Here is a 22,744-nt window from a genome sequence, read left to right as displayed (position 1 = left end):
CTATAATATGAAATAGACTTTTAAATATTTGCGGTTCATTATTTTTATTAGTCAATGCAAGACCACCTTATTAGTTCTATTTATAGAATTTTATCGCATTTAGTGATTTAATACTAGAATGACTGTTTAGTCAAAGAAAAAGGGAGTGAATGAATGTTTAAGATAGTTCGAGGACGATTAAACATTTGGCAAGTTGCTGGTTCGATCTTATTTATGATCGTCCAAGTTATTGCCTCATTATATTTGCCCAACATTACTTCAGATATCGTTAATAACGGTATTGCCAAAGGAGAAACTGGTTACATTATCAATGCCGGTATGAAGATGATTTTTGTTTCCGTACTGACTGTGCTAGCTTCTGTTGGGAATGTTTTTCTAGCCTCTCAAGCTTCACAAGGCTTAGGGCAAAGATTACGTTCAGACTTATTTAGAAAAGTTTTGTATTTCTCACACGATGAGTTCGATGCTTTCGATACTTCATCGCTGACAACTAGAACTACTAATGACGTTATGCAAATTCAAAATGTTATCGTCATGATGCTTAGAATGATGATCATGGCACCGATCATGTTGATTGGGGCTAGTTTTATGGCCTATCAAAAAAATGGTCCAATGACCAAGATTTTCTTGATTGTGATACCTGCCTTGATCATTGTTGTTGGTGGAGTAATGTACTTCGCCGTTCCACTGTTCAAAGCTATGCAGAAAAAGACTGATCGGTTGAACTTGATCTTCCGTGAAGGTTTGACAGGTGTACGAGTAATTCGTGCCTTCAGACAAGATACCTTTGAACAAAATCGTTTTAAAGATGCTAACGACGATTACACAAACAATGCTATCAAAGTTTATACGATTGTCGCAATGATGGTCCCATTCGTTACTTTGATCATGAGTGGTACTAACATTGGTATTACATGGCTAGGTGCCCACTACATTGCTAATCAAACGATGCAAGTTGGTAACTTAATTGCGTTCATGACTTATGCAATGCAAATTTTAATGAGTTTTATGATCTTATCATTGATCTTCGTCTTGATCCCTCGTGCTTCAGCTTCTGCAGCACGTATTCAAGAAGTTTTTGCTAAAGAAAGTCAAATCGATACAGTTGCTAAACCTGCCAAGATCAAACAAGGTGAAGCTTCACTAGAGTTTGACGATGTTAACTTTAGATATTTAGGTGCTGAGAAATTAGCACTGACGAATATCAACTTCAAGATGGACAAAGGTCAAACGTTGGCGATTATCGGTGGTACTGGTTCAGGTAAGACTACTTTGATCAACTTGATCCCAAGATTTTACGATTCCGAAACAGGTACCGTAATGATCAATGGAACTGATGTCAAAGCTTTAAATACCGAAGATATCAATCGTCAAGTTTCCATGGTCCCACAAAAAGCCGTGCTGTTTAAAGGAACTATCCGGAGCAACATGCTTTATGGTAAGGACGATGCCACAGATGATGAGATTTGGCACGCACTAGAAATTGCTCAAGCTGACGGCTTTGTTAAAGACCTTGAAAAACAATTGGATGCTCCGGTTGAACAAGGAGGAGACAACTTCTCCGGTGGTCAAAAGCAAAGACTAGCCATCGCTAGAGCCTTAGTCAAAGATGCTTCAATCTACGTCTTTGATGATTCGTTCTCAGCGTTAGACTTCAAGACTGATTTGAATTTACGGACTGCTTTAAAAGCTGACGAGAAGATCAAAGACAGTGTTGTAGTGATCGTTGGTCAACGAATTTCTACCGTGGCTGATGCCGATGAGATTTTAGTTATCGATGATGGAAACATGGTCGGACTCGGAACTCACGATGAATTAAAAGAAAATAATAAGACTTATCAAGAAATTATTGAGTCTCAGATAAGGGAGGGCAATGATGGCTAAAGATAAAGAAACTGTATCTTCTAAACCAGTTGGACCAAAAGGTCCACACGGTAACGCTGGTCCCAAACCAGAAAAAGCCAAGCACTTCTGGAAAACTGTTCGACGCTTAGCGTCGTACATGTCTGCTTATATTTGGGGGATCATCATTGTTTTGATCTTAGCTATTTTGGCATCGATCTTCCAAGTAATGACTCCAAAGGTATTAGGACAAGCTACAACCGAGATCTATAAAGGATTTATGACCGGTGTTGCTCAGCAAAAAGCCGGGATCCAAGTTGATCAATTTCCGATCGACTTTGAAGCAATCAAACGAATTATTTTTGTAGTATTTCTTATGTATATGGCTTCAGCATTGTTTAGTTTCATTCAACAATTCGTGATGACTCGGGTCTCACAAAGAACTGTTTATAAACTTAGACGTGATTTGAAGTCGAAGATGAGACGTTTGCCGATCAGTTATTATGATCAACACTCAAACGGTGATATCATGTCACGTGCCATCAACGATATGGATAATATCGCTGGTACATTGCAACAAAGTATTACCCAAGTCGTAACTAGTACGGTAACTTTCGTCGGTGTTTTATGGATGATGTTCAGTATTAGTTGGAAGCTTACTTTGATCGCCTTAGCAACTATTCCGCTAAGTTTGATCGTCGTAGGTTTAGTAGCACCATCGTCACAAAAGTTTTTTGCTCGGCAACAAAAGTCGCTTGGTTTATTGAACAACCAAGTTGAAGAAAACTATGCTGGACACGTGGTTGTTAAGAGTTTCAATCATGAAAAAGATGCTATCGCAAAATTTGATGCAGAAAATGAAATTTTGTATAAGGCTTCATGGAAAGCACAAATGATCTCTGGTATTATCATGCCTTTGATGACTTTGATCAATAACTTAGGTTATGTTTTGATCGCCATGTTTGGTGGTATTCAAGTTGCCAACGGAGGAATTGCTTTAGGTAATATTCAAGCTTTCCTTCAATACATGAATCAATTTTCGCAACCGATCACGCAATTAGCTAACTTAGCTAATACGATCCAAGCAACGGTCGCTTCTGCCGAACGTATTTTTGAAGTTATCGACGAACCAGAAATGAACGATGATCCGGTCGATATTCCAGATATCCAAACAGACGATAAAGTTATTTTGGATCACATGGACTTCGGATATGAAGGTAAGCCACTCTTGATGCAAGACTACAACTTGAACGTCAAGCCTGGTGAAATGATTGCTATCGTTGGACCAACTGGTGCTGGTAAGACTACCGTTATCAACTTATTAGAGCGTTTTTACGAAGTTAAAGGTGGTTCTATCAAACTCGATGGTCGAGATATTCGAAACATGACTCGTGATGACGTCAGAAGTCATTATGCCATGGTCTTGCAAGATACTTGGCTCTTCACAGGTACGATCTACGATAACTTGAAATATAGTAATCAAGACGCCTCGCATGAAGAGATCATTGCAGCTGCTAAAGCCGCTCACGTGGATAGTTTCGTCCGTCAATTGCCTGACGGTTACGATACAGTCTTGAACGAGGAAGCTTCAAATATTTCTCAAGGTCAACGTCAATTGATCACGATTGCTCGTGCTTTTGTTGCTGATCCTGAGATCTTGATCCTCGATGAAGCTACTTCATCGGTCGATACGAGAACTGAAGTCCACATTCAACATGCTATGCAACGTTTGTTGAAGAACCGGACTAGTTTCGTAGTTGCTCACCGTCTTTCGACTATTCGTGATGCCGACAAGATCATCGTGATGAATGAAGGTTCCATTGTTGAAACCGGAAATCATGACGAGTTGATGGCTAAGGATGGCTTCTATGCTGATCTTTACAACAGTCAGTTCGCCGGAAACGTAGCTATGTAGAAAATTTGTTATAATTAAAGACATGTTAAGCATGTCTTTTTTTAATGCCTAAAAATAGAGAGGTAATGTGATCGTGAATATTTTTGTTGAAACAAAAGCTCAGATCGAAGACCTAGTAAACTCGCAAGTAGTCCCTGGCGTCAGTTTTGGTTTTATTAAAGATGGAAAAAGTGAAACTCATATTTTAGGAGACAAATCTTGGCAGCCAACAAGAGAACCTTTGGTGGGGGATGAACTCCACGATTTAGCATCTTTAACCAAGATTATGGGGACAGTCCCATTGATTTTAAAATTAGTCGATGATAAACGAATCAAATTGACCGATCCCGTTAGTCAGTATTTACCAGCGTTTAAGGACAATCGAGTTCAGTTGATCCATTTATTGACACATACATCGGGCATCGATGGCTACATTCCTGACCGCGATAAATTGGATGCCCAAGAGTTGATCGATGCTTTACTGCAGTTACCAGTCACCGAGAATTTCAACAAAGTAGTTAAATATACAGATACAGGACTGATTTTTTTAGGATTGATCATTGAAAAGATTTATCAAAAACCAGTCCAAACGGCTATCGTCGATGAAATTCTTGAGCCTTGGGAGTTAGAAGATACGACTTTTACTCCAGTTGAGAGTCGTTGTGTTCCCACTTATCGAGTCGATGGCAGCTTTTTAACGGGAATCCCGAATGATCCTAAGGCTCGGCAATTAAAGGAACATTGTGGCTCAGCAGGGATGTTTTCGACCTTGGAAGATGTGATGAAGTTTGCGGAGATCATGTTGCAACCAAAATATCAATTTCTTTATCATAACTACACCGATTTGAATCCGGGCCGCTCCTTAGGCTGGGATATCCAACCGGATGCCAATGGCCAAGTTTTGTTTCATACTGGTTATACAGGGCATTTCATCGCCTTAGACTATCAAAATCAAACGGCAATGGTCGTTTTGACCAATCGAGTTCATCCAATCGAACACAATCAGATTTTTCTTGAGCGACGTCAGACGATCCTTGATAGCTTTTTAGAAGAAGATCATGTACTGTAAAAAAATAACGTACATCGAAAATTTCAATCGATGTACGTTATTTTTATTTTTTATTGATGAAGCCTTTTTCGCTTAAAACTTTTCGAAGACTCATCATGGCTGTATATGTTGCCAAGACGTAAATTTTGTCGGTTGGTACTTTTGGTAAAGCTTTGACAAAATCTTCGATCTCAGTTGTTTCGATGTTTTTATTCATGTCTAATCCGGCAATCTTGAAACGGAAGGTGACATCTTTGACCCGTTTTCCACCAGTGATGACTAGTGGAAGTTTATCATAGTCGAAGTCTTCAAAGTTTGCATCCCAGATCCAACTAGTGTCGATACCATCCGCATAATTGGCGTTGAGCAAGAAAGCCAAGGAGTAATCAGATTTGTCACTCAAAATAGTTTCGATCACCTGGTTTAATCCAACTGGGTTTTTCACCAAGATGATGTTGACGTCTTTGCCATCGACGTTGATAGTCTCTTGACGTCCGAAGACTTTTTCGTCGTAGGAGAAGGCTTTTTTGATATGTTCGTTAGTAATGCCTAGTTCAGAAGCTACGGCATAAGCTGCCAAGGCATTGTAAATGTTGTATTTTCCACCGATATTCATCGTGAATTGATTGTCATCGATCGAAAATTTAGTTTTATTAGGTAGTAAAGTTTCGATATCGGTAACTTGGTAGTCGAGCTCGTGACGCTTGAAGCCACAGTTAGGGCAGAAGTAGCTTCCTAAGTTAGCGTAAGAGATCTTGTGGTAGTGCAAGATGTGATTACATTTAGGGCATAACACTCCATCGGTGTTAGTAGGTGCCTTGATGTCGACATCTTCAAAGCCTTGATCAGAGAAACCATAATAAATCACTTTATTAGGTAGATCCTTTGAACTGAAAATAGCTGCGTCACCGTTGGCGATAATCGTAGCTTCTGGTGCTAACTTGATACCGTTGAGGATCTTTTGATAAGTCGTGTAGATCTCACCGTAGCGATCCATTTGATCACGGAAAATATTAGTTAGAACGAAGTACTTTGGCTTAATGTATCGACAAATGATCTCAACGTTAGCTTCATCGACTTCAAGGACTGCTAGAGGCTTTTTACTCTTCTTGTGATGAGTCAAAAAGCTAGTAACGATCCCTTGGACCATGTTTGAACCGGTAGGGTTAGTTAACACGTCTTCGTATTTTTGAGTAAGCATTTTGTTGATCAAGGAAGTCGTTAAAGTTTTTCCGTTAGTACCAGTAACGACGATCAATTCGTAGTTTTTACCTAATGAACCTAAAATATCAGGATCGATCTTGTGAGCGATCTTGCCAGGGTATGATGAGCCTCCATTGAAGAAGGTACTCAAGATGAAATAAGAACTTTTTCCAGTAAGTGTTGCAATACTTGATTTAAGTGTCATTGTCGAACCTCAATTATTTTAATAGAAATATCTTAGCACACATAAATAATATTTTAGCTGATTTTGTACCGGAATGACATGAAAGTATATTAATTACTGGTCGTTTTGGGTATAATTTTCAAGGAAATAATTTTGGAGGCGGACATTTGGCTCAACTATTTTTTAAATATGGTGCAATGAACAGTGGGAAATCAATTGAAATTTTGAAAGTAGCCCACAATTATAAGGAACAAGGTAAGTCAGTCATTTTGATGACTAGTATAATAGATACCAGATCTGGTAAAGGAAAGATCTCGAGCCGAATTGGATTAGATGCAGATGCGATCGCATTAGAACATAATTCAAACGTTTATGATATTGTTAAAGAGGAAAATACTGACGCTGCTTGCGTCTTGATCGACGAATGTGAGTTTATGACTAAAGAACAAGTTATTCAGGCTACCCAAGTCGTAGACGAATTACACATTCCAGTGATGGCCTTTGGATTAAAAAATGATTTTCGAAATGAATTATTTGAAGGATCCAAGTATTTGTTGTTATATGCTGATAAACTAGAAGAGATGAAAACAATCTGCTGGTTCTGCAAGAAAAAAGCTACAATGAATATGCGAATGTCAGATGGCAAGCCAGTTTATGAGGGAGACCAAATAGCTATTGGCGGTAACGAGATGTATTATCCCGTTTGTCGTCGTCACTATAACCACCCTCCAATGTTAAATGAGTAAGAGAAAGGATTCTTAAAGTGGATAAAATTTTTGATCAACTTGAAGGACTTTTGGATCGATATAACGAATTACAAGAATTAATGAGTGACCCGGAAGTTATTAATGATACTAAACGATACATGAAACTTTCTAAAGAGGAAGCCGACATGCGTGATGTCGTAGCTGCCTTTAAGAAATATAAAGAACTAAAGAAGAGCATTGCTGACAGTGACGAGATCCTTCGTGAAACTGATGATGCAGAAATGCAAGCTTTAGCCAAAGATGAATTAAACGAGTCAAAGGAAGAACTCGAGAAGGTCGAACACGACATTACATTATTGATGCTTCCTAAAGACCCTAACGATGATAAAAACATTATCATGGAGATCCGTGGAGCAGCTGGTGGAGATGAAGCTAGTTTGTTTGCCGGAGATCTTTTGGGTATGTACTCAAAATACGCTGAAAAACAAGGCTGGAACTTTGAGATCATCGACGAGAATGCTACCGAAGTAGGTGGCTACAAGGATGTTGCTATCATGATCACTGGTAGTCGAGTTTATTCAAAACTCAAGTATGAAAATGGAGCTCACCGTGTTCAAAGAGTTCCTGCAACTGAGTCAGCCGGTCGTGTGCACACATCGACTGCTACTGTTGCAATTATGCCTGAGTATGACGAAGTTGACGTTGATATTGATCCTAACGATATTAGAACCGATGTTTATCGTTCATCTGGTGCCGGTGGACAACATATCAATAAAACTTCATCAGCTGTACGTATGACCCATTTACCAACTGGTATCGTCGTGGCCATGCAAGACCAAAGATCACAACAACAAAACCGTGAAAAAGCGATGCAGATCTTGCGTTCACGTGTTTACGATTATTATGAATCACAAAATCAAAGTGAATATGATGAACAACGTAAGTCAGCTGTAGGTACTGGTGACCGTTCCGAACGGATCAGAACTTACAACTATCCACAAAATCGTGTAACTGACCATAGAATCGGACTTTCATTGAACAAGCTCGATCGGATCATGAACGGTGAATTAGACGAAATCATCGACGCATTAGTCGTATTTGATCAAACTAAGAAGTTGGAGCAAATCGAAAGTGGAGAGACTAAGCTATTCTAATGCCCTTAACAGGGCTTTTTTAATGCTGAAAGAATCTGACAAGTTTCCTGAAGATGCCGAGTATCTGATGGAAGAACTATCAGGATTCAATTACACTCAGCTACAAATTCATCGCAACGAACTAGTGCCTGATGATATTCAAGAGCAGTTTGACAATGGTTTAAAGCGACTATTACATGATGAACCAGTCCAATACATTTTGGGTTCAGCTTATTTTATGGGACGAAAGTTCTTAGTTGACCAAAATGTCTTGATTCCACGACAGGAAACCGAAGAAATGGTTGATCAAGCGATCAACGATAATAATAGGAAAGATTTACAAATTTTAGACATCGGAACTGGGTCAGGAGTCATTGCGATTTCGTTGGCACTGGCTTTTCCAGAGAGTCAAATTATCGCATCAGACATTTCTGAAGCAGCATTACGTGTCGCTTCAAAAAATGCTAACATCTTCCAATGTGCGAACATTTCTTTTGTACAGAGTGATTTGTTTGATAACCTAGGTGATCAAAAGTTTGATGTCATCGTTTCAAATCCGCCTTATATTGCGGGCTCTGAAAAAGATGTTATGGATGATAGTGTGAAAAAGTACGAACCAGATTTGGCACTTTATGGTGAAAATGAAGGTCTAGAGATCTATCAACGCATCTCAAAAGTAGTCGACGATCATCTTGCTGACGGTGGAAATTTGTACATGGAATTTGGATATCATCAAAAAAATCAAATTCAGCAAATATTTGGTAAAAACATGTCGCAATATGTTGTAAAATTCTATAAGGATATTAGTGGTAATTATCGATATTTAAAAGCTCAAAGAAAGAAGGTGTAAAACGTTGGAGACTCTAATTTTAAAAGATGATCAGATCAAACGTGCTGCCGACTTTTTAGCAGATGGTCAATTAGTTGCTTTCCCGACCGAGACCGTTTATGGCTTAGGAGCCGACGCAACGCGACCGGATGTGGTCAAGAATGTCTATGCTGCCAAAGGACGACCGAGTGACAATCCATTGATCGTGCACGTCGACAGTCCAGAAATGGTTTGGCAATACGCTGATAATCGTTATCAAACTCAAGCCCAAAAATTGATGGATCAATTTTGGTCAGGACCGTTAACGATCATTATGCCGATCCAACCAGGGGCTCTCTCTAAAGAGGTGACCGGTGGATTATCAACAGCGGCGTTTAGGATGCCGAATAATCAGGCGACCTTAGACTTGATCAAGACTTTCGGTAAACCAATCGTAGGCCCATCTGCTAATACTAGTGGAAAGCCCAGTCCAACCGAGGCGAAACACGTCTATCATGATCTAAAAGGTAAAATCGCGGCAATTTTGGATGATGGACCGACTGTGATCGGTGTCGAATCGACTGTAATCGATCTTTCCGCCAAAGTACCGACTATTTTGCGCCCAGGAATGATCACTGAAAATGAGCTTATGAACGTTTTGGGCGACGTTGCCAGTGATCACCATAAGGTAAGTCAAAAAGAGATCCCAAAGGCTCCAGGGATGAAATATAAGCATTATGCACCTAATGCACAAGTCATCATTGTTGATAATGTGCAAGACTTCCCGAAAGCTATCAAACAATATCAAAATGAAGCTGATACGATCGGGATATTGGCAACAGATCCAGTTCTAGAGCAACTTTCAGGTAACTTCAAAACTTACTCGTTAGGCGAAGACGTCATTTCTGCATCTAAGCATTTATTCGCAGGCTTAAGAGCACTGGATGATACACAAGTACCAATCATATTGGCCCAAGGTTTTCCAGAAACTGGACACGGGGCTGCTTATGGCAACCGGCTAAACAAATCAGCAGGTCAACAACATTTCAAAACACAAGGAGAAAAATAATGCCAAAATTTCAAGTACTGAACCATCCTCTAATTCAACACAAACTTACGATCATCCGGAGTAAACACACCGGAACTAAGGTGTTTCGTGAAGTTGCTAACGAAATCGCTGAATTGATGGTCTATGAGATCACTCGCGACCTTCCATTGGCAGACGTTGAAGTCGAAACACCAATGGGTAAATCAACTCAAAAGATGATTGCCGGAAAGAAATTGGCAGTTATTCCGATCCTTCGTGCCGGACTAGGCATGGTCGATGGAGTATTGCAATTGATCCCTGCTGCTAAAGTAGGACACATCGGTATGTACCGTGATGAAAAAACTTTAAAACCTCACGAGTATTTTGTTAAACTACCTAGTGACATTGACCAACGTGAATTATTCATCGTTGATCCAATGTTAGCAACAGGTGGATCAGCCAACATGGCCATTGAAGCATTGAAGAAGCGTGGTGCCAAGCATATGCGTCTCGTTGTCCTAGTTGCTGCGCCTGAAGGTGTAGCGGAAGTTCAAAAAGAACATCCGGACGTTGATATTTATGCTGCATCACTTGATGAGAAGCTTACTGACAGTGGTTACATTTTCCCTGGTCTAGGTGATGCTGGAGACAGATTATTTGGTACTAAATAAAAAAATCACTATTTAAATAAACATTTTTAAGTGGTATCATTTTTGAAGTATCAATATGTTTTTCAATAAGCGAAGAAAGGGGGGTTATTATTGGATGATAAATATAAGTTTATTGACTTCCTTGGTCTTCGGTTCAATGTCGCCAATTGCTTATCTGCATTAGTTGTAGCTTTGTTAGTCTTCATTTTGGTATTCGCTTTATCGCGTAAAGTCACGATGAAACCTGGTAAAGCCCAAAACGTTTTGGAATGGATGATTGATTTCACAAATAGCATTGTTAAATCTGCCTTTCCAGGAGAATCTGGTAATAGATTTAGTCTTTATGCATTTGTATTATTTTTATTCATCTTTATTTCGAACCAACTAGGTTTGATTTTGCAAGTGAAAGTTGACGGCTTCACATACTTGAAGTCACCAACTGCAAATCCGATCGTAACGATGTCATTAGCACTAGTTTCATTGCTACTTGCGCATTATTATTCAGTCAGGAAATTCGGATTTGGCGGCTATATAGCCAATTTTGCAAGACCTGTTTCATTTTTAACGCCAGTTAACCTTCTAGAGGAGTTCACTAACTTCTTAACGTTGTCACTCCGTCTCTACGGTAATATTTTTGCCGGTGAAGTACTTCTGGCACTTATTGGAACTGTTGCTAAGAGCTTTGGTGCTGTATCGTTTGTGGTCGCAATACCACTTGAAATGATCTGGCAAGGGTTCTCAGTATTTATTGGAGCCATCCAAGCGTACGTATTTACCACATTATCTATGGTTTATATTTCACGCAAAATGACAAAAGAATAACTTTTATTGGAGGATTTTAAATTATGAAGGAAATCGCCGCAGCTATTGCAGCTGGTTTAGCAGCTTTTGGTGCATCAATTGGTAACGGACTCGTTATCTCAAAAACACTTGAAGGTATGGCACGTCAACCAGAAGTATCTGGTCAATTAAGAGGTACTATGTTTATTGGTGTTGGTTTGATCGAAGCTGTTCCTATCATCGCCATCGCCATTGCTTTCGTTATTCTTTTCGTATAGAAACTATAATTTTGGCGATGAAAGATCGCCTTTTTATGTTTTATATGAAGGGAAGGAGTTGAGAAAATGGCAGGTATTTTAGTACTTGGAGCAGGTAAACTAGCTTTAGGTGACATGCTTTTTATTCTTATTTCTTTCATCCTGTTAACTTGGGCAGTTAAGCATTTTGCATGGGGTCCCGTTACAAAGATGATGGACGCCAGATCAGACAAGATCACAAGTGACCTTGATTATGCTGATTCTGAACGTGCAAGTGCAGAAAAGCTTAAGAAAGAACGTGAAGATGCACTCAAGAATTCACGTGCAGAAGCTATTGAGATCGTGAACAAAGCTAAAGACAATGGTGACGAACAAAAGAAAACTATTGTCTCACAAGCTCATAGTGAAGCTGAATCAGTAAGACAAAAAGCTAAGTCAGATGCAGAAAAAGCTAAACAAGATGCAATGAACGAAGCACAAAATGATATTGCTAACTTGTCATTAGAGATCGCATCTAAAGTTATCTCTAAAGAGCTTAATGCTGACGATCAAAAGTCTTTGATCGACTCTTACATTAAGGAGTTGACTGTAAACAATGAAACTAAGTAAATTTCAAGTAGGTAAACGTTACAGTAAAGCTCTTTATGAAGTCGCTCAAGAAGAGAATTCGGTAAAAGAAATTCTTGACGATCTTAAGGCACTTAAAGTTATCTATGAAGAAAATCCAACGTTAGTCGTTGCCTTTTCAGGTCGGACGATCGCACCTAGCGAAAAGCAAAAGATCGTCGACAATTTAAAGAAGCCTTTTGATGAGCTAATGCAAAACTTCTTATCAATGTTATTTGAACGGGGACGTTTGGATTGTGTTGAGGAAATTGCAGATGCATACATTGAAAAATATGATGCCGATAACGGTATTGTGGAAGTTACAGTAACTTCTACGATCGAGTTGACTGCTGAACAAGAAGATCAATTAAGATCTGTAATTCAACAACGCTTCTCGGTCAAACAAGCAAACTTAACAAAAATAGTAGATCCTTCAATCATCGGTGGAGTTATTATCCGTGTTGGTGATCAAGTAATCGACGGTAGTGTGCTCAAACGTTACACTGCTATCAAGAATTTGCTATTGGTTAAAAATAAGTAGAGGTGAAAAGAATGAGCATCAAAACTGAAGAGATTAGTTCTCTAATCAAAGAACAATTAAAGAACTATAAGAATGAACTCTCAGTTGATGAAGTAGGTACAGTTACATACGTCGGTGATGGTATTGCTCGTGCTAATGGCCTTGAAAATGCTATGGCGAGTGAATTACTTGAATTCCAAGACGGAACTTATGGTGTGGCTCAAAACCTTGAAAGTGATGATGTTGGTATCATCATCTTGGGTAGCTATGATCAAATTCGTGAAGGCGATACAGTTAAAAGAACTGGTCGTATCATGGAAGTTCCTGTTGGGGAAGAAATGATCGGACGTGTTGTTAACTCTTTGGGTCAACCAGTTGATGGACTTGGTGAAATCAAAACTGATAAGACTCGACCTATTGAATCTCCTGCACCCGGTGTTATGCAACGTAAATCAGTTTTCCAACCACTACAAACTGGTTTGAAGGCTGTTGACTCATTAGTTCCGATCGGACGTGGACAACGTGAGTTGATCATCGGTGACCGTAAAACAGGTAAAACATCAATTGCTATCGATACAATCATTAACCAAAAAGATCAAGATATGATCTGTGTGTACGTAGCTATTGGACAAAAAGAATCAACTATTAGAAACCAAGTACAAACATTAAAAGAACATGGTGCTATGGACTATACTATCGTTGTTGAAGCTGGTCCTTCACAACCATCTCCAATGTTGTACTTTGCCCCATATGCTGGTTGTGCAATGGGTGAATACTTCATGTATAACGGCAAGCATGTCTTGATCATCTATGATGACTTAAGTAAACAAGCTAATGCCTATCGTGAAATTTCGCTATTGCTTCGTAGACCACCTGGGCGTGAAGCTTATCCTGGTGACGTTTTCTACTTGCACTCACGTTTACTAGAACGTGCTGCTAAGTTGAGTGACGATCTAGGCGGTGGTTCGATGACTGCTATGCCTATCGTTGAAACACAAGCCGGAGATATTTCAGCTTATATTCCTACTAACGTTATTTCCATCACTGATGGACAGATTTTCTTGAGTAGTGACTTATTCTATTCAGGTACACGTCCAGCTATCAACGCTGGTGAATCTGTTTCTCGTGTTGGTGGTGACGCTCAGATCAAAGCGATGAAGAAAGTTGCTGGTACACTTCGTCTAGACCTTTCTTCATATCGTGAATTGGAATCATTTGCTCAATTCGGTTCTGATCTTGATGAAGCTACTAAGGCTAAATTGGATCGTGGTGCCAGAACAGTTGAAGTTCTAAAACAACCAGTTCACTCACCAATGCCTGTTGAAAAACAAGTCTTGATCCTATTTGCTTTAACAAGAGGATTCTTGGATAAGATCAAAGTTGATGACATCCTTGAATACGAAGCTTCACTTTCTGAATTCTTTGACGCAAATCACCCAGATCTCTTAAAGACAATCAAAGAAACTGGTGCTCTTCCTGATGAAGAAGCTATGAAGTCCGGTGTAGATGAATTTACACAAAACTACTTAGCTTCAAAGGGCACAGATGAGCAAGCTAAATAAAATACTGGAGGTTTAAATTATGGCTGAGTCCCTAATGGACATTAAAAGAAGAATTACTTCTACTCAAAAAACCGGTCAGATCACAAGAGCCATGCAAATGGTTTCTGGTGCTAAACTTTCTCGTATTGAAAAACAATCTGTTGCTTATCAACTTTATGCAAATAAAGTAAAAGATATCGTTCGTCACTTAACGCTAGGGAACGTTTTTAAAGACGTTCCTTCAGGTAATACTGCCGATCCGTTGAGTGTTAACAATATCCTTCAAGTTCGTGATGTTAAAAAGTCAGCCTATGTAGTGTTGACTAGTGATCGTGGATTAGTTGGTGGATACAATAGTAATATTTTGAAGGCCATGATGGACATCTTTAAAAAGAAGTACAACAATGACAAGAGTAAATTTACTATTATTTCACTAGGTAATACCGGTACAGAATTTTTTAAAGCTCGTGGTTACGACATTGCTTATGAATATCGTGGGTTACCCGATGTTCCAGCGGTTGAAGACATTACTCCAATTGTTAAGTCAGTCTTGCAATTGTACCAAGCAGGTTCATTTGATGAGATTTTCATTTGTCACAACCACCACGTTAACTCACTAGTATCTAGATTTACGGAAGAAAAACTTCTTCCACTAGACGCCCCTGAAGACGTGACTTTAGAAGAAGAACACATTGCTAGCGAATATATTAAAGATCCAGATCCTGAGACAGTTCTTTCAGCAATTGTCCCACAATATATCGAAAGCATTGTCTTCGGTGCCATGATGGATGCTAAGACAGCAGAGCATGCTGCTTCAGTTACAGCTATGAAGAGTGCGACCGATAATGCTGATGACTTGATTTCTTCATTGTCATTGCACTACAATCGTGCCCGTCAAGCACAAATTACTACTGAGATCACAGAGATTGTTGGCGGTGCTGCGGCACTAGAATAGTTTAGAAAGGAGCCAAATTAATGAGTAGCAAAGGAACAGTTATTCAAGTTATTGGTCCTGTCGTTGACGTGGAATTCCCATTAGATGGAGATCTACCTGAATTAAACGATGCTCTTACAATTAAAAAGAGTGACGGATCAGTAATCACCGTTGAAGTTGCATTGGAACTTGGTGATGGCGCCTTGCGTGCTATTTCTATGGGTTCAACTGACGGACTTCAAAGAGGTGCTGAAGTTATCAATACAGGAGGTTCAATTACCGTTCCTGTTGGTAAAGAAACCCTAGGACGTGTGTTCAACGTTTTAGGTGAATCAATTGATGGTGGGGAAGAATTCCCTGCTGATTTTAGAAGAGATAGTATTCACCGTGAAGCTCCAAAATACGATGAATTAAATACTTCTACAGAAATCCTGGAAACAGGTATTAAGGTTATCGACTTGCTTGAGCCATACGTTCGTGGTGGTAAAGTTGGTTTGTTCGGTGGTGCCGGTGTTGGTAAAACCGTTCTTATCCAAGAGTTGATCCACAATATCGCCGAAGAGCATGGTGGTATTTCAGTATTTACTGGTGTTGGAGAAAGAACTCGTGAAGGTAATGACCTTTATTATGAAATGAAAGAATCAGGTGTTTTGAAAAAGACAGCCATGGTTTATGGACAAATGAATGAATCTCCTGGTGCTCGTATGCGTGTTGCCTTAACAGGATTAACAATCGCTGAGTACTTCCGTGATGTTGAAGGACAAGATGTGCTCTTGTTCATCGATAACATCTTTAGATTTACTCAAGCTGGTTCAGAAGTTTCAGCTTTGCTTGGTCGTATGCCATCAGCCGTTGGTTACCAACCAACATTGGCTACAGAAATGGGACAATTGCAAGAAAGAATCACTTCAACTCAAAAGGGTTCTATTACTTCAATTCAAGCCGTTTATGTTCCTGCCGATGACTATACTGACCCTGCTCCTGCTACAACATTCGCTCACTTGGATGCAACTACTAACTTGGAGCGTAGTTTAACAGAAATGGGTATTTATCCAGCCGTTGATCCACTAGCATCATCATCATCTGCTCTTGACCCAGCTATCGTTGGTAAAGAACACTATGCTGTTGCTACTGAAGTTCAACAAGTATTGCAAAGATATCGTGAATTACAAGATATCATTTCAATTCTTGGTATGGATGAATTATCTGACGAAGAAAAGACTATTGTTGCTCGTGCAAGACGTATTCAATTCTTCCTATCACAAAACTTCTCAGTTGCTGAACAATTTACTGGTCTTCCTGGTTCATACGTTCCAGTTGAAGAAACAGTTAAAGACTTCAGAGAAATTCTTGATGGTAAATACGATGATATTCCTGAAGATGCCTTTAATGGTGTCGGTGGAATTTCTGACGTTATCGACAAGGCTAAGAAGATGGGTTGGAAGCCAGAAGATGAACAAGACGATAACGCAACTGAAGCAGTTGCCAACTAATAAGGAGGGATAATATGGCTGATCAAGAACAACCAATGACGGTCAATATTGTTACTCCTGATGGTGTCGTTTATAATCATCACGCAAATGTCATCGTTGCTAGCGCTATTGATGGAGACATTGGTATTATGAAGAGTCATGAACCAATTATCGCCCCATTAAAAATTGCAGAAGTTCGCGTGAAACGGATAGACAAGCCTGATCATGAAGATGCAATCGCCGTCAACGGTGGTTTTCTGGAGTTCAGCAATGATCTAGTTTCTATTGTTGCTAACAGTGCTGAAAGAGCTCGTGATATTGATCTTCGACGTGCTAAGTATCAAAAGCAAAAGGCTGAAGAGACTATTCAATCAGCTAAAGAGAAGAACAATGTTGATGATTTAGATCGTGCTCAAGTATCACTTAAGAAGGCTATCAATAGAATTAATGTTAGTGAACATAAATAAAATAAAAATCCAAAGCCGGTTTGTGGCTTTGGATTTTTTTTGCTTTTGTTTTTGGGTTTTTTTGAGGTTATAGGATGGGTGATGGTTGATTGCCGATTCTGGGGGGTTCCGGGAATTGCGACCGTGGAACGCCATGGACTCGATTTGAGCTCATCGAAGTAGACCGCTTCGACGATCTCAAATACGAGTCTTTCACTAGGTGGTAAACCACCAAGTGAAATTTCATGGCTGACGGTCGAATTCCCTCCACCCCCCAGAATCTAAGATAGTCAAAACTATTTTTTTCGGTGGGGGTACGGTACTTATCTTTGTCCTGGTATACTGTTTTGGTTTTTATTGTGGTATCTATGTTTTCTTGTTTTGTGATTTTGACTTTTTGTTTCTATCTGGTCAATTATTACTTTTCGTTATCATCGATTTGTTTGGTATTTGGTTTGTCTTTTTGGCTTCTTGACTCCTTCGTCGTCAAGGGTCGCCCCGATCTAATAATAATATACTGCTCGGAATATTTTGGCTTTCAATTTTTTGTTGTTTTGTCATTTTTTAGGTTTTTTTTAAGTCTGGTGTTCAAGTGTGCGTTGTTTTCGGTTTCATGTTAGGGTGATGGAAGAGGTTTAGATTATGAATAGTTTAGGAATTAACGCGATTATTACTATTGTTAGTCATTTATTTTTTATTTGGCTTAGTTATAATGCTTTGCAGGCTATTGATTGGCGAAAGATTTATGACAAAAATAACACAAGAATGTTACAATTACTTGTAGCGCTAATTTCGATTGCGCTAGGTTATACGGTTAGCTCATTTTTATTGAGCATTCTTAATGTTTCACAAAACCTAACGTTATTAATTTGATCAAATTAACGTTTTGGAGGTAAATATATTGCAACAGATTATTGTAGATGGGCCTTCGCGTCTTGAGGGTTCTGTTAAAATTGAAGGCGCTAAAAATGCCGTTTTGCCGATTCTTGCGTCGACATTGTTAGCATCCAAAGGGAAAACATATTTAAGTAATATACCTCCTTTATCAGACGTTACCACTATGTGCAAGGTGCTTGGTGCGTTAGATGCTGATATTCAATTTAATGAAAATAATGAATCGATTATAATTGATTCTTCTGAGGGTATTTCTACTACTGCTCCAGAGGAGCTTGTTGATAAGATGCGGGCCTCTATTGTGGTTTTAGGTCCTATTTTGGCTCGTTGTGGTGAGGCTCATGTAGCTATGCCTGGTGGCTGTGCTATTGGTTCTCGTCCAATTGACCTTCACTTGAAGGGTTTGGAAGCTATGGGAGCACAATTTACCCAAAATGGTGGATATATTGATGCTACCGCTTCTGGATTATATGGTGCGGAGATTTATTTGGACTTTCCTAGTGTTGGTGCTACGCAAAATATTATGATGGCTGCTACTTTGGCTGAAGGGGAGACTGTTATTGATAACGTTGCCCGTGAGCCTGAAATTGTCGATCTTGCCAATGTTTTGAGTAAGATGGGCGCTAATATTTCTGGTGCTGGTACTAATACTATTCGTATTAAAGGTGTTAAAGAGATGCACGGTTGCGAGCATTCAATTATGCAAGACCGCATCGAAGCTGGTACTTTCATGGTTGCTGCTGCTGTTACTAATGGTGATATTTTTATTAAAGATGCCGTAGTGGCTCACAATAAGCCATTGATCTCAAAGCTTCAAGAAATGGGCGTTTCGATCATCGAGTCTGATGAGGGTATTCGTGTTATCGGGACTGATGATCTTAAAGCAGTTGATGTGAAGACATTGCCACATCCTGGTTTCCCAACTGATATGCAAGCTCAAATGACTTTAGCACAATTGCTCAGTAACGGTACAACTGTAATGACTGAGACTGTATTTGAAAATAGATTTATGCATTTTCCTGAATTAGGTAAGATGCAAGCTGATTATAAGATCGAAGGTAATTCTGCTATTATGTTTGGACCAGCCAATTTAACTGGTGCCAATGTTTCTGCTACTGATTTGCGAGCAGCAGCAGCATTAGTTTTAGCTGGTTTGGTCGCTGAAGGTGAAACACGTGTTTCAAATCTTCAGTATTTGGATCGCGGTTATTACAATTTTACAGAGAAGTTAAGAGATCTTGGTGCTAATATTCGACGTGTATCGATCGACAAAAATGGTCGTGAGAGTTTAGTCTTCAAGACTATTTCAGGCGTAGATAAATTAGCATAGGATTTAAATATTAGTTTAACTTCAGCAATTGATGGCAAAATGGCAATATTCGCAGAAGAATATTGTCATTTTTTCCGTCAAAAAGTAACAAGAATTTATATTATCGTATAAAATGATGGCTGGTTTATGACTACTTTTTTTGTTTATCGATGTCATGCAATCGTTGGTTATGATATACTTTTTTTGTCTAGATTTTTGGAGGATATAGTATGGCGAAATATCTTGGAATTGATTTGGGAACAGCGAATGTGTTAATTGATGTTAAAGGAGAAGGAATCGTATTAAACGAGCCTTCGATCGTGGCCATCAACTCAAGAACAAACGATGTTGTTGCAGTTGGTAAAGATGCTTACAAGATGGTCGGAAGAACTCCGGCCAATATTAAGGCTATTAGACCGCTCAAAGACGGTGTGATCGCCGACTTTAATATCACTGAAAAAATGCTTCAGTATTTTATCGATAAATTAAACGTCAAGAGCTTTTTCTCAAAGCCGATAATTATGATCTGTGCGCCAACAAATGTTACTCCTGTTGAACAAAAATCGATCATCGAAGCCGCTGAACAAGCCGGTGGTGGTAAAGTTTATCTTCAACTAGAACCAAAGGTTGCTGCCGTTGGTGCTGGTTTAGATATTTTTAAACCACAAGGTAACATGGTGATCGATATCGGTGGTGGTACTAGTGATATCGCTGTCTTGTCAATGGGTGACGTCGTTACTAGCCGTTCATTACGTTTTGCTGGTGACAAGATGACTTCAGCAATTCAAGCATACGTTAAACAATCACACAGCTTGATCATTGGTGAACGTACGTCTGAAGAGATCAAGAAACAAATTGGTGCTGCCTTAGATGGTGATGAAAGTGAAACATTCTCTGCCAGTGGTATTGATATTGTTTCCGGTTTGCCTAAAGAGATAACTCTTAACGAGAAAGAAATCGAAGAGGCACTCCACGACGGCGTCAAGCAAATTATTGAGTCAGCTAAGAGTGTCCTCGAAGAAACACCACCTGAATTGTCAGCGGATATCATCGATCGTGGTATCATGTTGACAGGTGGTGGAGCTTTACTGAAAAACTTAGACAAACTACTATCACAAGAATTAGAAGTTCCCGTATTAATGACGGATCGACCACTTGATTCGGTTGCGTTGGGTACAGGAATCCTTCTGGAAAATATTGAAAAACATAAGAAATATTAAGGTGTAATATGAAACGAGATTTTGGAAAAGAATACCGTCACGGTGTATTCAAGAAGATCGGCTGGGTTTTGTTATTCATGTTGATTTTTTTCGTTTTAGGAATGTTGATCGGGTCAGGGCTTGGAGGCTCTAATCCATTAGCTGTACTTTGGCCTGGAACTTGGATCCACATGTTCGACTTTCTGAGATAGCTATGTTGAAGAAATTGTTGATTGGGATAGTAAGAGTCTATCAAAAGTTTATATCACCTATATTGCCACCAAGTTGTCGGTATTATCCAACTTGTTCAAGTTATTTTATCTCCGCGGTTAAGAAACACGGGGCAATCTTGGGAATGATTATGGGGACTGCAAGAATTTTGCGCTGCAATCCCTTTGTTCGTGGTGGAGTAGATCCAGTACCAGATCATTTTACGATTTTTCGTAATCCTCATCCTGAAGAATACGAAGATGAGATCATAGCAAAAAAATTTCATAGCAAAGAATAGGAAAATTTAATGGCAAGAAAGAACAAACCCATTGAAATTAATTTAAAGGACATCAGTGATGATCCTGAAACTTATGAATTATGGGATGGCAAGAAATATATTGGAACAATTCGTAAAGAAGGAGATCGTTACTTATCATTCGTTGAGAGTAACGATACACCTTTTAAATCCGTGAAGTTAGATGATGCAATTAACGAATTGTTAATGCAATATAATCTACATAATCATTAATAGGTGTTAAAATGCAAATGAGGAATAATAATAAAGAAAATGATCTAGAATCACGCATTGATTATGGAATTATTTTTTCGGTAATGATGTTGGCGATCATTGGATTAATGTCGATTTATGTTGCGACTATCCATGATTCCGAGAATCCACTGAAGAATGTAATTACGCAAGTTCTCTGGTATGCCATCGGTGCTACGATCGTAGCAATCGTGATGCAGTTCGATGCAGAACAACTTTGGCAGATTGCCAATTACGCATATTACGCTGGACTAGCGCTCTTATTATTAGTCCTGATTTTCTATAGTCGTGCATATTTTACACAGACTGGTGCGAAGAGTTGGTTTGCTTTAGGTCCGTTAACGTTCCAACCTTCGGAGGTAATGAAACCCGCCTACATATTAATGATGGGTAAAGTCATTACCATGCATAATAGCGAGTATCACGTCCATACAATAAGAACAGATTTCATTTTATTGGGTAAACTACTACTATGGACGGTACCGGTGATCGTTTTACTTAAACTTCAAAACGACTTTGGTACTTTGCTCGTATTTATCGCCATTCTCGGTGGAATGGTTTTAGTATCAGGAATTGATTGGCGTATTATTGGGACGGTCTTCGGGATCGTTGCGGTAGTCGGTGGATTAGCGCTGACGTTAGCAACTACTGATTGGGGACGCCCAATTCTAATGCAATTAGGTTTCAAATCATACCAATTTAGTCGTATTGATAGCTGGTTGAATCCTTCGATGGATACAACGCAAAATGGCTATCAAATATGGCAGAATATGAAAGCAATTGGTTCAGGTCAATTGTTTGGAAAAGGTTTTAATGTTTCCAATGTTTACGTTCCAGTTCGTGAGTCCGATATGATCTTCTCAGTTATTGCTGAGAACTTCGGATTTATCGGTTCATGTGTATTAATTTTGTTGTATTTCTTGCTGATCTACCAAATGGTACAAATCACATTTGATACTAAGAACGAATTTTATGCATATGTTTCAACAGGTGTAATCATGATGATCTTGTTCCATGTTTTCGAAAATATTGGTATGAGTGTTGGGCTCTTGCCATTGACTGGTATTCCGCTTCCGTTCATATCCCAAGGTGGTTCCGCCTTATTAGGGAATATGATCGGTATCGGGCTAGTCATGTCAATGAGATACCATCACAAGAGTTACATGTTCGAAAATGTATCATTTAAACAGAGGTAGAGAAAGTAGGTTATAGGATGGCAAAGAAAGAATATTTATGGGTAAAAGACACAGAAGATAAGAAACGTGTCGGTTTGACTAAAGATGGTCAAGAAGCATTAGGTAAAGTTAAGTATGTTGACTTACCAATCGTTGGTAACCAAATCAACAAAGGTGATTCTACAGGTTCAGTTGAGGCTCAAAAAGCCGTAGTTGAACTCCAATCACCAGTATCAGGTAAGATTGTTACCGTTAATGACAAACTTAACGATGATCCAGAATTATTGAATGGATCAGAAGATGACGCTTGGCTTTTCGAGGTTAACAAATAGTTTTAATTTATTCTTTTATTGCTGCT

General features: G+C 39.1%; 25 protein-coding genes. 24 read left to right on the top strand and 1 reads right to left on the bottom strand.

Annotated features, from left to right (window positions below; all coding sequences use genetic code 11):
• The first annotated feature begins 153 nt into the window (after positions 1-153).
• The 3 genes from EKM69_RS03180 (at position 154) to EKM69_RS03170 (ending at position 4,805) form a co-directional block, all read left to right on the top strand.
• A complete protein-coding gene (locus EKM69_RS03180) occupies positions 154-1,884 on the top strand; it encodes an ABC transporter ATP-binding protein (protein WP_125708051.1) in 1,731 nt (576 codons plus the stop codon).
• A complete protein-coding gene (locus tag EKM69_RS03175; RefSeq protein WP_125708049.1) occupies positions 1,877-3,757 on the top strand; it encodes an ABC transporter ATP-binding protein in 1,881 nt (626 codons plus the stop codon). Before EKM69_RS03180 ends, EKM69_RS03175 begins: the two co-directional genes overlap by 8 nt.
• A 73-nt stretch (positions 3,758-3,830) precedes the next feature.
• Positions 3,831-4,805, top strand: a complete 975-nt coding sequence (locus EKM69_RS03170; protein WP_125708047.1) for a serine hydrolase domain-containing protein — start codon at positions 3,831-3,833, stop codon at positions 4,803-4,805.
• 43 nt (positions 4,806-4,848) lie between these two features.
• Here EKM69_RS03170 and EKM69_RS03165 read toward each other — a convergent pair whose 3' ends face one another.
• Entirely contained in the window at positions 4,849-6,192 is a 1,344-nt protein-coding gene (locus EKM69_RS03165) for a Mur ligase family protein (RefSeq protein ID WP_125708045.1), read from the bottom strand.
• A gap of 146 nt (positions 6,193-6,338) precedes the next feature.
• Between EKM69_RS03165 and EKM69_RS03160 the strand changes: the two genes are divergently transcribed.
• From EKM69_RS03160 to EKM69_RS03060, 21 genes are all read left to right on the top strand, one after another.
• Positions 6,339-6,917, top strand: coding sequence for a thymidine kinase (locus EKM69_RS03160; protein ID WP_125708043.1), 579 nt, complete (start codon positions 6,339-6,341; stop codon positions 6,915-6,917).
• Between the two features lie 17 nt (positions 6,918-6,934).
• Positions 6,935-8,032, top strand: a complete 1,098-nt coding sequence (gene prfA, locus EKM69_RS03155; protein WP_125708041.1) for a peptide chain release factor 1 — start codon at positions 6,935-6,937, stop codon at positions 8,030-8,032.
• Entirely contained in the window at positions 8,010-8,861 is an 852-nt protein-coding gene (gene prmC, locus EKM69_RS03150; RefSeq protein WP_125708039.1) for a peptide chain release factor N(5)-glutamine methyltransferase, read from the top strand. Before prfA ends, prmC begins: the two co-directional genes overlap by 23 nt.
• 4 nt (positions 8,862-8,865) lie before the next feature.
• Positions 8,866-9,888: an L-threonylcarbamoyladenylate synthase gene (locus EKM69_RS03145; RefSeq protein ID WP_125708037.1), complete on the top strand. Its 1,023-nt coding sequence runs from the start codon at positions 8,866-8,868 to the stop codon at positions 9,886-9,888.
• Positions 9,888-10,517, top strand: coding sequence for a uracil phosphoribosyltransferase (gene upp / locus EKM69_RS03140; RefSeq protein ID WP_125708035.1), 630 nt, complete (start codon positions 9,888-9,890; stop codon positions 10,515-10,517). The genes EKM69_RS03145 and upp overlap by 1 nt, the downstream gene beginning before the upstream one ends.
• Before the next feature lie 90 nt (positions 10,518-10,607).
• On the top strand, positions 10,608-11,318 hold the full coding sequence (gene atpB / locus EKM69_RS03135; protein ID WP_125708033.1) for a F0F1 ATP synthase subunit A: 711 nt from the start codon (positions 10,608-10,610) through the stop codon (positions 11,316-11,318).
• Between the two features lie 23 nt (positions 11,319-11,341).
• On the top strand, positions 11,342-11,554 hold the full coding sequence (atpE, locus tag EKM69_RS03130) for a F0F1 ATP synthase subunit C (RefSeq protein ID WP_048702666.1): 213 nt from the start codon (positions 11,342-11,344) through the stop codon (positions 11,552-11,554).
• A gap of 66 nt (positions 11,555-11,620) precedes the next feature.
• A complete protein-coding gene (gene atpF, locus EKM69_RS03125) occupies positions 11,621-12,142 on the top strand; it encodes a F0F1 ATP synthase subunit B (protein WP_125708031.1) in 522 nt (173 codons plus the stop codon).
• Entirely contained in the window at positions 12,129-12,680 is a 552-nt protein-coding gene (gene atpH, locus EKM69_RS03120; protein WP_125708029.1) for an ATP synthase F1 subunit delta, read from the top strand. The genes atpF and atpH overlap by 14 nt, the downstream gene beginning before the upstream one ends.
• Positions 12,681-12,691: 11 nt before the next feature.
• Complete coding sequence (gene atpA / locus EKM69_RS03115) at positions 12,692-14,221, top strand: F0F1 ATP synthase subunit alpha (RefSeq protein ID WP_125708026.1); 1,530 nt, start codon at positions 12,692-12,694, stop codon at positions 14,219-14,221.
• A gap of 19 nt (positions 14,222-14,240) precedes the next feature.
• Entirely contained in the window at positions 14,241-15,155 is a 915-nt protein-coding gene (locus EKM69_RS03110) for a F0F1 ATP synthase subunit gamma (protein ID WP_125708024.1), read from the top strand.
• 20 nt (positions 15,156-15,175) lie between these two features.
• Complete coding sequence (gene atpD / locus EKM69_RS03105) at positions 15,176-16,627, top strand: F0F1 ATP synthase subunit beta (RefSeq protein WP_125708022.1); 1,452 nt, start codon at positions 15,176-15,178, stop codon at positions 16,625-16,627.
• Positions 16,628-16,641: 14 nt separating this feature from the next.
• Positions 16,642-17,073 carry a F0F1 ATP synthase subunit epsilon gene (locus tag EKM69_RS03100; RefSeq protein ID WP_125708020.1) on the top strand — a complete coding sequence of 144 codons (432 nt, stop codon included), beginning with the start codon at positions 16,642-16,644 and terminating at the stop codon, positions 17,071-17,073.
• Between the two features lie 621 nt (positions 17,074-17,694).
• Positions 17,695-17,925, top strand: a complete 231-nt coding sequence (locus EKM69_RS03095; RefSeq protein WP_125708019.1) for a DUF1146 family protein — start codon at positions 17,695-17,697, stop codon at positions 17,923-17,925.
• 28 nt (positions 17,926-17,953) lie between these two features.
• Positions 17,954-19,276, top strand: a complete 1,323-nt coding sequence (gene murA, locus EKM69_RS03090; protein WP_125708017.1) for a UDP-N-acetylglucosamine 1-carboxyvinyltransferase — start codon at positions 17,954-17,956, stop codon at positions 19,274-19,276.
• 209 nt (positions 19,277-19,485) lie between these two features.
• Positions 19,486-20,475: a rod shape-determining protein gene (gene mreB, locus EKM69_RS03085; protein ID WP_125708015.1), complete on the top strand. Its 990-nt coding sequence runs from the start codon at positions 19,486-19,488 to the stop codon at positions 20,473-20,475.
• An 8-nt stretch (positions 20,476-20,483) separates the two neighbouring features.
• Entirely contained in the window at positions 20,484-20,666 is a 183-nt protein-coding gene (locus tag EKM69_RS03080; RefSeq protein WP_125708013.1) for a DNA-directed RNA polymerase subunit beta, read from the top strand.
• Positions 20,667-20,671: 5 nt separating this feature from the next.
• Positions 20,672-20,962, top strand: coding sequence for a membrane protein insertion efficiency factor YidD (yidD, locus tag EKM69_RS03075; protein ID WP_125708122.1), 291 nt, complete (start codon positions 20,672-20,674; stop codon positions 20,960-20,962).
• A 9-nt stretch (positions 20,963-20,971) separates the two neighbouring features.
• A complete protein-coding gene (locus EKM69_RS03070) occupies positions 20,972-21,193 on the top strand; it encodes a DUF2969 domain-containing protein (protein WP_125708011.1) in 222 nt (73 codons plus the stop codon).
• Between the two features lie 11 nt (positions 21,194-21,204).
• Positions 21,205-22,407 carry an FtsW/RodA/SpoVE family cell cycle protein gene (locus EKM69_RS03065; RefSeq protein WP_164505829.1) on the top strand — a complete coding sequence of 401 codons (1,203 nt, stop codon included), beginning with the start codon at positions 21,205-21,207 and terminating at the stop codon, positions 22,405-22,407.
• Between the two features lie 17 nt (positions 22,408-22,424).
• On the top strand, positions 22,425-22,718 hold the full coding sequence (locus EKM69_RS03060; protein ID WP_125708007.1) for a glycine cleavage system protein H: 294 nt from the start codon (positions 22,425-22,427) through the stop codon (positions 22,716-22,718).
• Positions 22,719-22,744 lie beyond the last annotated feature (26 nt).

Source organism: Companilactobacillus zhongbaensis, assembly GCF_003946515.1.
Lineage (GTDB): Bacteria > Bacillota > Bacilli > Lactobacillales > Lactobacillaceae > Companilactobacillus > Companilactobacillus zhongbaensis.
This window is presented reverse-complemented; position numbering and strand designations above follow the sequence as displayed.